We start from the raw sequence: 13,065 nt of genomic DNA, 5'->3' as shown, positions 1-13,065 counted from the left end.
TCCTTCTCGCGAACAACATCTGCCCCGATCGCTGAACGAAAGGTGACTATGGTTTCAAGGAGAAAGGCGGCGAAGCTGCATCCTGTCCTGCGCCGCGGAGGAATGGGCACACGCTTTGAACGATCGGAAACTGGCGCACAAAGCGATGCGTTCCTATCTCTCCCTCTGGAATCCCGAACAGAACAAAGCTAGAACCACCGGCATGGCACTTACTACCATCTCCGTCCGCGGCGCACGCGAGCACAATCTCAAGGGCGTGGACATCGACATCCCGCGCGATACGCTGACGGTGATCACCGGCCTGTCCGGCTCGGGCAAGTCGAGCCTCGCCTTCGACACCATCTATGCCGAGGGCCAGCGCCGCTATGTCGAGTCGCTTTCGGCTTATGCGCGCCAGTTCCTCGAGCTGATGCAGAAGCCCGATGTCGATCATATCGAGGGCCTCAGCCCCGCGATCTCGATCGAGCAGAAGACCACGTCGCGCAATCCGCGCTCGACCGTCGCGACGGTCACCGAGATCTACGATTACATGCGCCTGCTCTGGGCGCGCGTCGGCATTCCCTATTCGCCCGAGACCGGCCTGCCGATCGCCGCGCAGACCGTCAGCCAGATGGTCGATCGCGTCCTGACGCTCCCCGAAGGCACCCGCCTGCTCCTCCTCGCCCCCGTCGTCCGCGGCCGCAAGGGCGAGTACCGGAAAGAGCTTGCCGAGTGGCAGAAGGCGGGCTTCCAGCGCGTCCGCATCGACGGCGAGACCTATCTGATCGAGGAAGCCCCCGCGCTCGACAAGAAGTACAAGCACGACATCGAGGTGGTGGTCGACCGCCTGGTGGTGGGCGGCGAAATCGCCACGCGCCTGGCGGAATCCTTCGAACAGGCGCTCAAGCTCGCCGAGGGCCTGGCCTATGTCGACCTGGTCGACGCCGTCGCCCCCGGCCGCGAGAACGAGACGCAGGACGCGGGCGCGATGAAGAATGCCGGCATCCCCGCCAACCGCATCGTCTTCTCCGAGAAGTTCGCCTGCCCGGTCAGCGGCTTCACCATCGCCGAGATCGAGCCCCGCTTGTTCTCGTTCAACGCCCCCCAGGGCGCCTGCCCCGCCTGCGACGGCCTCGGCGAGAAGCTCGTGTTCGACGAGGATCTCGTCGTCCCCAATCACGATCTCACGATCAAGAAGGGCGCGATCGTCCCCTGGGCCAAGTCCAACCCGCCGTCGCCTTATTACATGCAGGTCCTGGGCTCCCTCGCCCGCGAGTTCGGCTTCAGCCTCGACACCAAGTGGAGCGACCTGCCCGAGGAGCATCGCGACGCGATCCTCTATGGCACCAAGGGCAAGCCCGTCACGCTCACCTTCGTCGACGGCCGCAAGTCCTACGACGTCCGCAAGCCCTTCGAAGGCGTGATCGGCAACCTCAACCGCCGCATGCTCCAGACCGAAAGCGCGTGGATGCGCGAGGAGCTCTCCAAATATCAGGCGAGCCACCCCTGCGAGACCTGCCACGGCGCCCGCCTCAAGCCCGAGGCGCTCGCGGTCAAGGTCGCGATGCGCGACATCTCCAGCGTCACCCGCCTCTCGGTGGTCGACGCGCTCGCCTTCTTCGCCACCCTCCCCGCGCAGCTCACCGACCAGCAGAACGAGATCGCCCGCGCGATCCTCAAGGAAATCGACGAGCGGCTCGGCTTCCTCAACAATGTCGGCCTCGACTATCTCAACCTCGACCGCACCAGCGGCACGCTCTCGGGCGGCGAGTCCCAGCGCATCCGCCTCGCCAGCCAGATCGGCTCCGGCCTCTCGGGCGTGCTCTACGTCCTCGACGAGCCGAGCATCGGCCTCCACCAGCGCGACAACGACATGCTGCTCGTCACGCTGAAGCGCCTGCGCGACCTCGGCAACACCGTGCTCGTCGTCGAGCATGACGAGGACGCGATCCGCACCGCCGATTACGTCATCGACATGGGCCCCGGCGCCGGCGTCCATGGCGGCGAGATCGTCGCGCACGGCAGCCTCGAGGACGTGCTCGCCTGCAAGGACAGCATCACCGCCGACTATCTCACCGGCCGCCGCGAGGTCCCGCTCCCCGCGAAGCGCCGCAAGGGATCGGGCAAGAAGCTCACCGTCCACAACGCCACCGCGAACAACCTCACCGGCGTCACCGCGAGCATCCCGCTCGGCACGTTCACCTGCATCACCGGCGTCTCGGGCTCGGGCAAGTCGAGCTTCACGATCGACACGCTCTACGCCGCCGCCGCGCGCCAGCTGAACGGCGCCCGCATCCTCGCCGGCAAGCACGACCGCATCACCGGGCTCGAGCATCTCGACAAGGTGATCGACATCGATCAGTCCCCCATCGGCCGCACGCCCCGGTCGAACCCCGCCACCTATACCGGCGCCTTCACCCAGATCCGCGACTGGTTCGCCGGCCTGCCCGAGGCGCAGGCGCGCGGCTACAAGCCCGGCCGCTTCAGCTTCAACGTCAAAGGCGGCCGCTGCGAGGCGTGCACCGGCGACGGCCTGCTCAAGATCGAGATGCACTTCCTCCCCGACGTCTACGTCACCTGCGACGTCTGCCACGGCCAGCGCTACAATCGCGAGACCCTCGAAGTGAAGTTCAAGGGCCGCAGCATCGCCGACGTGCTCGACATGACCGTCGAGGACGCCCACGAATTCTTCAAGGCCGTCCCCCCGATCCGCGACAAGATGGCGATGCTCGCCGAAGTCGGCCTCGGTTACGTCAAGGTCGGCCAGCAGGCGACCACGCTCAGCGGCGGCGAGGCCCAGCGCGTCAAGCTCGCCAAGGAACTCGCCCGCCGCGCCACCGGCCAGACGCTCTACATCCTCGACGAGCCCACCACCGGCCTCCATTTCGAGGACGTCCGCAAACTCCTCGAAGTCCTCCACGCCCTCGTCGAGCAGGGCAACACCGTGGTGGTGATCGAGCACAATCTCGACGTCATCAAGACCGCCGACTGGATCCTCGACCTGGGGCCGGAGGGTGGCGTCAAGGGCGGCGAAGTGGTCGCCGAAGGCACTCCGGAGGCAGTTGCGAAGGAGCCGCGGAGCTTCACCGGGCGGTATCTCGCGCCGTTGCTAGAGCGGGGGAAGGTTCGGGAGACGGTGGCGGCGGAGTAATCATGCTTGACACTATTACAATCCCAAGCTCAGTTACGGGATGATCAGCGGCCTCCGTCTGCGCAATTTTCGCTCGTTGGTGGATTCTGGCGTCGTCGAGTTTAGGCCCATCACGCTTTTGTTGGGGCAAAATAGTAGCGGAAAAAGCTCCGTATTGCGCATGATTCCGCTTCTTAAGCAGAGTTTACGCACCCGCTCCAGTGCTCCAATACTATGGTACGGTGACTTTGTAGATTTTGGCTCTATCAAAGATGTCAAAAGTACACTCGAGATTTCGGGGAATGTACAAATTGAACTGGTTGCTGATCAGCTGAGACTAACTGCTTTTCACCCTTTTACTAGCGAAACCCGTTACCTAACCGATGTGCGCCTGAGCCTTGATCTTTATGAAAGAGATGAGGCAACTCGGGTCAGGGGATTTGATCTATCGGTTGGTTCCGACAAAATTCATATTGAATTAGACTCCAAACAAGCCGTTCGAGAAATTACGATCAATGGTATCGATTACCTTCGATTAATGTCGAGCGAACGCTATAGGTTCAATACGGCTTCTGTTATCCCACAGTTCAGCCTTATTGGCCGACAGGCTCAGCGCGAAGCTGGATATTATTATGGTGGACTAAAGACAGTTGCTCCCGGATTTAGGGAAATTGTTTCCATCTTCCAAGCCAATCTACACGGTCGCATTTCCGCCGGAACGGTAGCGAATCTCGCTAGGAGAATGGAATATGCTCCTGCCGATCAATTTCATAGCAAGATTGAAGGGATATATTCCAAACTTTCTACGTGGAAAAAATATGCTCACGAATTGGGCGAAGCATTTAAATCACGCGAACTAGAAGAGATACGAAGGCTCACGCTATTAGCTGAAATGTCGTCCATACTGTCTTCATTTGGGCAGAGTGTGCAAGCCTCTTTTTTATCTAGTGCTTACATTGGTCCAGCGAGGGCCACCGGAGAGCGATACTATCGCCACCAAGAACTTGCCGTTGACCAAATTGATGCACAGGGAAGAAACCTTCCCATGTTCCTGTACTCTTTACCGGAATCGCAGCGCGAGAGCTTTTCGGAATGGTTGAGTCAGTCGCTCGGCTATGCTTTAAAAGTAACTCGAACCGGCGGACACTTGCAGATCGAACTTCGCGAGAGTTCCGAGAGTAAATTTCACAATCTCGCTGATATGGGATATGGGTTTTCCCAAATATTGCCGGTATTGGCTCAGATTTGGTCTTGGCAAAATATCTCTAACCGTGAGGCACCAAGTCCATTTATCGCCATTGAGCAACCCGAGCTACACCTCCATCCGGCCTACCAAAGTCGAATCGCCGATATTTTATGTCAAGCTGTTAACGACAGTCGGACAGAAAGATCCGCTCGGCGCGCAAATTTCGTTGTTGAAACCCACAGTGAAGCGCTAATTAACCGCCTAGGTGAATTGATATACAATCAGATAATCTCGCCCGAAATGGTTGCAATATACATTTTTCAGCGGGATAGCACGAGTGAAGCTACGAACATAATTAGATCTCACTTTGACTCTAGTGGATCACTCATCAATTGGCCCTTGGGCTTTTTTACCTCTTTCGCATAATGATAGTAACCCTTTCCGAGCATTTTTCAGATATGAGCGCGGAGGAACTAGTCAGTTACTCTTCCGCAATACAGAATCTCATCTCCGCGCACGCACAAGGGTGGCATCTGTTTGTGCCCGATAGAGTCACAATAGGCAGAATAATATCTGATATTCCCTTATCTGATATTCAGCGTGCTGTGCTTACTCATTACATTCAGGGCCGCCACGCCGACTTAATGGGTCAGCTCCGCACCGTAAAAAAGTATGTGTGCTGCCTCCCTCGGAATGAGCCGGAGTTAGAACTGGATGAATGCATTATCCCCACCTGTTTAGATCGCTTCGATAATTTGGAGTGCTGCCTCAAGTCGGAGCTGCTTGTAGAGAACGCCACTAGGGATGGCGTCTTCTACACAACCATGGCGAGGATTTGGGGCGCCATTGGCTCCTCTAAACTACCCCTGCAGTTTCGCACTCAAAATGGAGGCGGCGATACCTTGGCGGATGAATTGGTGCGTGACGCCGGCGCATGCCCACCTAGATTAGCCGTAGTCGATAGCGACCAGCGTCGCCCGGGCGGCCCCCTCGGTGGGACTGCAACACGCGCGGTGACCGCAATGGCTAATGTAACCGATCCCTTGATACACTTGATAGTTACTAGCGCTAGAGCTGTAGAAAATCTCATCCCTCTATCGATTTTGAAAAGTGCTCTTGCGGATGACCCCATCGCAGTTGCTCGCATCGATATAATCGAGCAAATACTTCAATATGATCATGCAAACGGGATCATCTTAGCAGAATCGCTAGTGCGATTTATATCTTTAAAAAAAGGCGTGAAATTTGGAGATATTCGCACTTGCCCTCCGCCCTTCCGGGCACGCTTGGTTGCATATGTAGAAGCCTGCGGAGGACAATGTAACTTGGCTGCCGATAACGACGCGAGTCAAGACGATGTTCTCGTAGTAGCAAAATGTGCGGTGAAATCTTTGGAGAAGACTATAGCTCTCATTGTAAAAGACGAATCAGCTTTTGAAAAGCAGTTTCGCAGTCACGTAGAAAATGATTCGGATCGGGCGTTTCAGAATGTAATAGGGGAAGTCATCGCTTATGGAATGGGCGGGCGGCGGGTTCCCGGAGCAGAATTGCTCGCATTACATGCGGCGTGAATTCAGAGGACACCGTACTTAGTTCGCTGCGCGTCTATACTCTGAGCCGTCGCCACACCCGCGCTGTTCTCAACCTGCCACACCGGATCGGCCCAACAAAGGCGCAACGCCTTCACCCGGCGCACCTCCGCGTCCTCCGCGCCTCCGCGCGAACCCACTCTTCTTCTTCGCGTCTTTGCGCCTTCGCGTGAATCCACCTTCTTCTTCGCGTCTTTGCGCCTTCGCGTGAATCCACCTTCTTCTTCCGTCACCCCGGACTTGTTCCGGGGCCCACTGCGCCGCGATCGACAGACAAGCGCCTCCAGCTTCCCGCCCAGCCGCACAGTGGATCCCGGCACAAGGCCGGGATGACGACACGGGACGATGCGGCGCAAAAGACACAGCCCTCCCGAAAAAGAACAAACAGCGAACAAACAACTTTCCTACAAACCCCGCCCCGGCATATCTGGCGAGTCCTCCGAGTCGAACGCACGAAGGACACGCCCATGAACGCCCAGACCGAGATCCCGCCTTACGCCTACGATCCCTCCACCTTCGATCACGCCGCCTTTCACGGCTTCTCCCCGCCCCCCGGCGCCACCCGCCACGAAGGCTGGACGCCGGACAAGCAGCGCTGCTTCCTCGAGGCGCTGTCGGAGGGCCTCAACGTCATCCGGGCCTGCGCGATCGTCGGGCTGTCGCGGCAATCGGCCTATGCGCTGCGCAGTTCACCGCGCGGGCAGAGCTTCGCGCTCGGCTGGGACGCGGCGGTGCTCAAGGCGCGCGATGCGCTCACCGACGATCTGATGGACCGCGCCTTCAACGGCGTCCGCGACACCGTCACCCGCGACGACGGCAGCATCATCACCCGCCACCGCCACGACAATCGCCACGGCATGGCGATGCTCAACCGGCTCGATCGCATGGCCGATGCCGCCAAGGGGCCGGGCATCGCCGCCGCCGCGCGGCTGATCGCCGCCGATTTCGCCCAATATCTCGACCTGATCGGCCGCGATGGCGGGCCGGCGCGCGCCGGCGCGTTCCTCGCCGCGCGGATCGAGCCCGCCGGCGAGGACGATCTCGCCCCGATCCGCGCGCTCGCCCGCGCCGACCGGTGGCTGCGCACCCACACCGACATCGCCGAACCGCTCGACACCGCCGATCTCGATCCCGCCGAGCGCGCGCACTGGACCGCCGAGCAATGGATCCGCGCCGAGGCCATCGGGCTGGTCGCCCTTGCGCCTGACAAGCGTGACAATTGCGACCCTGACACGCGTGACAACCGCGATTCGTGTCAACCGTGTCAACCGGCGGCGGTGTTCGAGGACGAGCCCGTCTGGTGGGACGAGGACCTCGAGGAATGGCGCACCCGTTTCCCGCCGCCCGCGGATTTCGACGGCCTGGAGCACGGCTATTATGGCGACGAGGATTATTCGCGCGCGCTGAGCCCGGCCGAACAAGCCGTCTACGACGCCGACGACGAGGCCGAGCTCGCCGCGCGTGAGGCCGTGGAGGCCCGCCAGCGCGACCTGTATTTCGGCTTCCTCGTCGATCCCGCGGACGAAACGCCGGTCGACACGCCCGCCGAACCCTCCGATGCCGAGGACGGGCATATTGTTACGGGTTCGTGCGTTGAGCCCCCGTCCGCGCAACTCCGCGCCGATACGGGAGGATCCCCCATGAGCATCTTCGGAAAGATCAAGGACGCCATTTTCGGCCACAAGGCCGCGGCCCCCGCACAGGCTCCCGCCGCCCAGGCGCCCACCCAGACCTCCGCAATGCCGCAGATGGGGCAGCCCGCGCCGCAGCCCGCCCCCGCGGCTCCGGTCGATGTCGAGGCCGTCCTGATGGTCTTCGAAACCGAGCGCGGCACCGCGGACCTCAACTGGCGCACCTCGATCGTCGACCTGATGAAGCTGCTCGGGCTCGATTCGAGCCTCGACAACCGCAAGGAGCTCGCCACCGAGCTCGGCTATACCGGCGCCAAGGACGGGTCGGCGGAAATGAACATCTGGCTCCACAAGGCCGTGATGCAGGAGCTCGCCAAGAACGGCGGCAACGTCCCCGCCAGCCTGAAGGACTGACCCCCCTTCTCCCTCTCCCCTTCAGGGGAGAGGGCCGGGGAGAGGGGCAGTCTCCTCGCTGCGGGATGATGAAGAAAAGAAATGGTTCACGCGAAGGCGCTAAGACGCGAAGAAAGAATGGAGCGAAAACTAATCGCCGCGCGGCGCATGAAACACCCTCGCCGTCTTCCTGCCGCTGGCGCGGCGGCGAACCGTGCCGACCGGCAATCTTCTTCGCGCCTTCGCGCCTTCGCGTGAACCCCTGTCTTCTTCTTTATCAGACCCCGCGCTTGTTAAACCACACACGCTATCCTATATTACCCTCAGGCGCCCGCCGCATTGCGGCTGTTCTCCCCGGAAATCCGGACGGAACCGCGGCGCCCTTCGTCCTTTTCCGCAGCATGGGATGCAGCAGGCCAATGGCCGCGTCGCATCTCCGCATCCGGCATCCCACCGGTCGCTGCGATCGGGACGATTTCGAAAACCCCAACAGGAACCAGAATGAACTTTTTCACGAATATCGAAGACACCCAGATTACCCGCGGCGCGCGCAAGGCGTTCGACGCGTTCATCCCCGCTCACCGTCGCCTCTTCCCGATCGAGCCGTGCCCGCGCGAAGTCGCCCGCGCCGCCGTTCGCGAAGTGCTCGGCTGAGCAAGCCTCCGGGGCGTGGCTGTGGCCGTGCCCCGGGCACCAGATTTGTAATTTCGGGCCAAAGCGCCCATATAGCCGCTGCTACAGTCGCAATCAGACGGTCACTTGGCGCTTTGCGGCTCCTTTTTTCCTTCTCCTCGCCTCCGCAGCACGAGGTCCGCCCGTACGGGGCGCGCCGACAATAGAAGGAATAAGTTATGACCCAGCAGGGCACCGTCAAATTCTTCAACGCCGACAAGGGCTATGGCTTCATCGCCAGCGACAATGGCGGCCCGGACGCGTTCGTCCACATCACCGCCGTCGAGCGCGCAGGCCTGCGCACGCTCAACCAGAACCAGCGCGTGACCTACGATCTCGAGCCCGACAAGAAGGGCAAGATGGCCGCGGTCAACCTCCAGGCCGGCGAATAAGGAACGTCGCGGCGCCCCGCCCGTTCGGGCCCGGGGCGCCGCGCTTTCTCTTTTCTCGTTTCCGGAGCTTTCGATGGCCGATCTCGTAAATACCTATCGCGCCCAGGCCGAAAAGGCGCAGGCCGACGCCGACAGCGCGACGCTCGACAATGTCCGCGAGCGCAATCTGCGCGCCGCCCAGGCCTGGACCCAGATGGCCGAGCGCCAGGAGCGCACCGAGCGCGGCCGCGCCGTCCGTGAAGGCGCCGCCCAGGCCCGCGCCGTTGCCGCCCTCGGCGTGGAATAGCTTCTTACCGACTCGGCAAAACCCGGCGCTCATGCTAGGGTGCGACTCACCATCGGCACGCTCACTTTCGTAAGCGCCGATGGCTGAGAGACAGGACTGCGCTCCCGCTTACCAGCACCCAGGAGCTTTGCCATGGACCTCGACTATCTGAGTCGCCGCCAAGCAGATGCCACTGCCCGCGCCGCCGCCGCCACTTCGGCGCCGGCCCGTATCGCCCATCAGCGCATGGCGCGCAGCTACGCCGAACGCATCGCCGCGGAGAAACGCCCGCCGCCCGAATAGGCTTGCCGGGGGACCGGCTCTCGACAAGCGGCATCGCGGCGACCAGAACGGCCGCATGTCCCCGGTCCTCAACATCCATCGCTCGATCCTCGGCCAGCCCTGGCGCTGGCGCGGGCTGGCGGCGGACGCACGCGACCCGAATTTCGCGCCTGACGATCTGGTGACCCAGTTACTGTTGACGCGCGGCTGCCCCCGCGAAGCGATAGACGACCACCGTGCCCCCAGCATCCGTGCATTCATGCCCGATCCCTCGATCTTCCGAGACATGGACAAGGCCGCCGAACGCCTCGCCGACGCAGTCGAGGCACGTGAGCAAGTGGCTATCTTCGGCGACTATGACGTCGACGGCGCCACGTCCGCGGCATTGCTCGTCCTGTTGCTCCGCGATCTCGGGCTCGAGGCGCGGCCTTATATTCCCGATCGGCTGATGGAGGGCTATGGCCCGTCGGGCGAGGCGCTGGTGCGGTTGCACGGCGAGGGCGCGCGATTGATCGTAACGGTCGATTGCGGCGCACAGGCCTTCGAGGCCCTGGCAATGGCGCGCGATGCGGGTGCCGATGTGATCGTCTGCGATCATCACAAATGCGCCGCCGAACTCCCTGTCGCTTATGCCGTGATCAATCCGAACCGGCTCGACGAGACCGAAGGCGCAGCGCACGGGCATCTTGCGGCGGTGGGAGTGGCGTTCGTGCTCGGCGCCGCGTTGATCCGCACCCTGCGCGCGCGAAGCTATTTCAAGGAGCGTCCGGAGCCCCGCCTACTGGACCTGCTCGACCTCGTCGCGCTCGGGACCGTCGCCGATGTCGCGGCGCTGAAGGGTCTGAACCGCGCCTTCGTCGCGCAAGGGCTGAAAGTAATGGCGCAGCGCCGCAACATCGGCCTGAACGCACTGATCGAGGCGGCGCGGCTGACGCGCGCGCCTAGTTGCACCGATCTCGGCTTCGCACTGGGACCGCGAATCAATGCCGGCGGCCGCGTCGGCCGTTCGGACCTGGGCGTTCGCCTGCTGACCACACGCGATCCCGACGAGGCACGCACCATCGCCGAGGAACTGAACATCCTCAACGAGGAACGCCGCGCAATCGAATCGCAGGTCCAGGCCGCCGCCGAAGATCTCTGCCTGACGAAGGGCAATCGCGCAGTGGTGGTCGTCGCGGGCCGCGGATGGCATCCCGGCGTGATCGGCATCGTCGCCGGCCGGTTGAAGGAGAAGCTGGGTCGTCCGGCAATCGTCATCGCACTGGGCGAGGACGGTATCGGCAAGGGATCGGGGCGCTCGATTTCCGGCGTCGATCTCGGCGCGGCAGTGCTCGCCGCCAAGGACATGGGCCTGCTCCATGCCGGTGGCGGCCACGCCATGGCATGCGGCGTCACGATCGCCGAAGAGCGGATCGAGGCCTTTACCGACTTTCTCGAGGAACGATTGTCGGAGCGAGTCACCGCGGCGATGGGCGAACGCGCTTTGCTGCTCGATGCCGTGCTGGCCCCCGGCGGAGTCAATCCGGAGCTGGTCAACGCGATGGACGCCGGCGGTCCTTATGGCATGGGCTGGCCCGCGCCGCGCGTCGTCGCCGGGCCGATCACCGTGCTCAAGGCCGATGTCGTCGGCACGGGTGGGCATGTCCGCGTCATCGTCGCCGGCGATGATGGCCGCAGCCTCAAGGCGGTCGCCTTCCGCCAGGCCGAGACAGAGCTGGGCGCCGCCTTGCTCTCCGCACCCCGTCACCGCAAATTATGGCTCGCCGGGCGTGCCAGGATCGACGATTGGAGCGCCCGGCCCGCGGCCGAACTTCACATAGAAGATGCGGCCTGGGTCGATTGAGGTGCTTGACCCGCGCCGCATCCTTGCCTAACCGGCCGTTCCACGCTCCGGCATGGCCCCTTCGTCTAGCGGTTAGGACGCGGCCCTTTCACGGCTGAAGCACGGGTTCGATTCCCGTAGGGGTCACCACTATTTTCAGTGAGTTAGCTGGATCTGGTACGCACGTATCAGATATCTATCAAATATCGTTGCAGACGACCGCGCTCGAAGACGAGCCTCGTCGCCGCGCGTCTTCCGCCTGCGGCGATTCGGTACGTTCGACCTCCGATCAACCATCCTTGAATCGAACCGCGAAATACGCCACCGCTCCGCCCGTACGCGAAGAACCCAGCATCGCCACCAGCACACCGCGCCCATCGCGCCCGCGCCACGCCTGGGCGAGCTTCTTGCCGGGATCGGCGCCGGGTAATGCTACGGGACTTGCGCCGCGCTGGCGTGCCAGATTGTCGATGCGCTTGGCGATCGCCGCCCAGGGAACGTCCTTCCCCACCTGAAACAGGCGCTCGCTCTCCATGATGGCGCCGCCTCCGGACACATCTTGGGCCAGCGCGTGCAATGCCTGCCGCTCCGCCGCGCTTGCTCCCGCTCGTGAGCCCGCCGGGGCGGGCAATGACGCGATGTCGAACCCGGGAGCGAGGCCCAGAAAGGCTAACAGACTCAAGAGCAGCGCTTTCAGCAACGGTTTCCTCAAAGCCCAGCGTGCCCGCATATCGCGGGCGGCTCAACCCTTTAGCGTGACGCAGGCCCCACCGTGAAGGCCTCGGCCCCGCCGGTATCGGCCAGCGTGCGCAACGGCACTTCCATCGTCGGGGACGCGGTATCGTGCCCCTCCCCTACGTTCATGTTGGTGCTCCACGGATTGCGCACCGTCACCATCCACTCGCCGTCGGCATTCTTGTGGACGCCCTCGACCGTATAGACATGGTTGTCGACGAGGCCGTCCTGCGTGCCTTCATTCCCGCGGATCTTGTCCCACAGGCTGCGATTCTCGGGAACGGTCCATAATGTCACCGGGCGACCGTTGGAGAGCGCCGCGTCGACCTGCCCCGCCATCCGGTCGAGCGCCGAATTCTCGCTTTCGAAGAAGCCTTCTGAATAGCGGATCTCGTCGCCGCGATCGCCGGTGATCGCCTGCATCGCGTCCTGCGGCCAGCCGCCATTGGCGATGGCGTTATAGCCCTCGGTCAGGCCGTCCGCCGGATTGCTGTCATGGACCTTCGCATAGGCGGTCTCGGCGACCGCCGGCCAGATCGGACCGTCGAGTCCGCTATTGTCGACGGTGGAGCCGCCCTGCCGCGCGAGATTGTCCTCCAGCTCGGCCTGGGTGACCTGCACCGACTGGGGATTGCCGTCGCCATCGTGCAGCGTGACCGTGAAATTGCCGGTCTTCGCATCGAAGCTGATCATGTTGCGGATCGCATCGGGCTGCTGCCGCGCCACCGCGCCCAGCGTCGCGACGAAATAGCAGTCGCCGAGCGCGTCCTGGCGGATGTCCGCCGCCTGCGGGCCCTTGGCGCCGTAGAGATCGGCAGCGTCGAAGCGGACCTCGGCGGCCTTGCCCGCCGCGCTCGCCCCGTCGATCGATATCCGCATCCCCGGTATCGAGACCGAGCTGCCCGCGAGCAGCGAATCCAGATTGAAGCGGTTTGCAACGCCTGTAGCGGCGCCCGCGGCCTCGATCATGCCGACTCTCCCATTCTTGC

At 62.6% G+C, this 13,065-nt stretch carries 12 protein-coding genes and 1 tRNA gene; 10 read left to right on the top strand and 3 right to left on the bottom strand.

Going from position 1 to position 13,065, the window contains the following annotated elements; translation table 11 throughout:
• Positions 1-202 precede the first annotated feature (202 nt).
• From uvrA to ASE13_RS20400, 4 genes are all read left to right on the top strand, one after another.
• Positions 203-3,130 (top strand): excinuclease ABC subunit UvrA, encoded by a 2,928-nt coding sequence (gene uvrA / locus ASE13_RS03080; RefSeq protein ID WP_056611269.1) that lies wholly within the window; start codon positions 203-205, stop codon positions 3,128-3,130.
• Positions 3,131-3,170: 40 nt separating this feature from the next.
• Positions 3,171-4,721 carry an AAA family ATPase gene (locus tag ASE13_RS19135; protein ID WP_082596335.1) on the top strand — a complete coding sequence of 517 codons (1,551 nt, stop codon included), beginning with the start codon at positions 3,171-3,173 and terminating at the stop codon, positions 4,719-4,721.
• Positions 4,721-5,866, top strand: a complete 1,146-nt coding sequence (locus ASE13_RS19685) for a hypothetical protein (protein WP_156404714.1) — start codon at positions 4,721-4,723, stop codon at positions 5,864-5,866. Before ASE13_RS19135 ends, ASE13_RS19685 begins: the two co-directional genes overlap by 1 nt.
• A 485-nt stretch (positions 5,867-6,351) precedes the next feature.
• On the top strand, positions 6,352-7,929 hold the full coding sequence (locus ASE13_RS20400; protein WP_321164327.1) for a DUF3597 domain-containing protein: 1,578 nt from the start codon (positions 6,352-6,354) through the stop codon (positions 7,927-7,929).
• 302 nt (positions 7,930-8,231) lie between these two features.
• Here the strand turns inward: ASE13_RS20400 and ASE13_RS19680 are convergent, their stop codons facing one another.
• A complete protein-coding gene (locus tag ASE13_RS19680; protein ID WP_156404713.1) occupies positions 8,232-8,423 on the bottom strand; it encodes a hypothetical protein in 192 nt (63 codons plus the stop codon).
• On the opposite strand from ASE13_RS19680, the gene ASE13_RS19675 reads away from it, so the two are divergent.
• From ASE13_RS19675 to ASE13_RS03055, 6 genes are all read left to right on the top strand, one after another.
• Positions 8,410-8,562, top strand: coding sequence for a hypothetical protein (locus tag ASE13_RS19675; RefSeq protein ID WP_156404712.1), 153 nt, complete (start codon positions 8,410-8,412; stop codon positions 8,560-8,562). The two genes, ASE13_RS19680 and ASE13_RS19675, sit on opposite strands and share 14 nt — an antisense overlap.
• 197 nt (positions 8,563-8,759) lie before the next feature.
• A complete protein-coding gene (locus tag ASE13_RS03070; RefSeq protein WP_029728753.1) occupies positions 8,760-8,972 on the top strand; it encodes a cold-shock protein in 213 nt (70 codons plus the stop codon).
• 73 nt (positions 8,973-9,045) lie between these two features.
• Positions 9,046-9,258 carry a hypothetical protein gene (locus tag ASE13_RS03065; RefSeq protein ID WP_056611266.1) on the top strand — a complete coding sequence of 71 codons (213 nt, stop codon included), beginning with the start codon at positions 9,046-9,048 and terminating at the stop codon, positions 9,256-9,258.
• A 132-nt stretch (positions 9,259-9,390) separates the two neighbouring features.
• Complete coding sequence (locus tag ASE13_RS19670) at positions 9,391-9,540, top strand: hypothetical protein (RefSeq protein ID WP_156404711.1); 150 nt, start codon at positions 9,391-9,393, stop codon at positions 9,538-9,540.
• 55 nt (positions 9,541-9,595) lie between these two features.
• Complete coding sequence (recJ, locus tag ASE13_RS03060) at positions 9,596-11,362, top strand: single-stranded-DNA-specific exonuclease RecJ (RefSeq protein ID WP_056611263.1); 1,767 nt, start codon at positions 9,596-9,598, stop codon at positions 11,360-11,362.
• Between the two features lie 54 nt (positions 11,363-11,416).
• Positions 11,417-11,491, top strand: a tRNA-Glu gene (locus ASE13_RS03055).
• Positions 11,492-11,630: 139 nt separating this feature from the next.
• Here the strand turns inward: ASE13_RS03055 and ASE13_RS19665 are convergent.
• A complete protein-coding gene (locus ASE13_RS19665) occupies positions 11,631-12,041 on the bottom strand; it encodes a hypothetical protein (protein WP_156404710.1) in 411 nt (136 codons plus the stop codon).
• A gap of 50 nt (positions 12,042-12,091) precedes the next feature.
• On the bottom strand, positions 12,092-13,045 hold the full coding sequence (locus ASE13_RS03045; RefSeq protein WP_056611257.1) for a C2 family cysteine protease: 954 nt from the start codon (positions 13,043-13,045) through the stop codon (positions 12,092-12,094).
• Positions 13,046-13,065: the final 20 nt, after the last annotated feature.

The sequence above is a fragment of the Sphingomonas sp. Root241 genome, assembly GCF_001428865.1.
Taxonomy (GTDB): Bacteria; Pseudomonadota; Alphaproteobacteria; order Sphingomonadales; family Sphingomonadaceae; genus Sphingomonas.
Note: the sequence above shows the minus strand (reverse complement) of the source record. Positions and strands in the feature narration are given on the sequence as shown.

Excerpts from the sequence above, each read along its gene's own strand:
- ASE13_RS19135 (WP_082596335.1), top strand. The coding sequence starts at position 3,171 with ATGATCAGCGGCCTCCGTCTGCGCAATTTTCGCTCGTTGGTGGATTCT.
- ASE13_RS03065 (WP_056611266.1), top strand. The coding sequence starts at position 9,046 with ATGGCCGATCTCGTAAATACCTATCGCGCCCAGGCCGAAAAGGCGCAG.
- uvrA (WP_056611269.1), top strand. The coding sequence starts at position 203 with ATGGCACTTACTACCATCTCCGTCCGCGGCGCACGCGAGCACAATCTC.
- ASE13_RS19675 (WP_156404712.1), top strand. The coding sequence starts at position 8,410 with ATGAACTTTTTCACGAATATCGAAGACACCCAGATTACCCGCGGCGCG.
- ASE13_RS03070 (WP_029728753.1), top strand. The coding sequence starts at position 8,760 with ATGACCCAGCAGGGCACCGTCAAATTCTTCAACGCCGACAAGGGCTAT.
- ASE13_RS03045 (WP_056611257.1), bottom strand. The coding sequence starts at position 13,045 with ATGATCGAGGCCGCGGGCGCCGCTACAGGCGTTGCAAACCGCTTCAAT.
- ASE13_RS19685 (WP_156404714.1), top strand. The coding sequence starts at position 4,721 with ATGATAGTAACCCTTTCCGAGCATTTTTCAGATATGAGCGCGGAGGAA.
- recJ (WP_056611263.1), top strand. The coding sequence starts at position 9,596 with ATGTCCCCGGTCCTCAACATCCATCGCTCGATCCTCGGCCAGCCCTGG.
- ASE13_RS19670 (WP_156404711.1), top strand. The coding sequence starts at position 9,391 with ATGGACCTCGACTATCTGAGTCGCCGCCAAGCAGATGCCACTGCCCGC.
- ASE13_RS20400 (WP_321164327.1), top strand. The coding sequence starts at position 6,352 with ATGAACGCCCAGACCGAGATCCCGCCTTACGCCTACGATCCCTCCACC.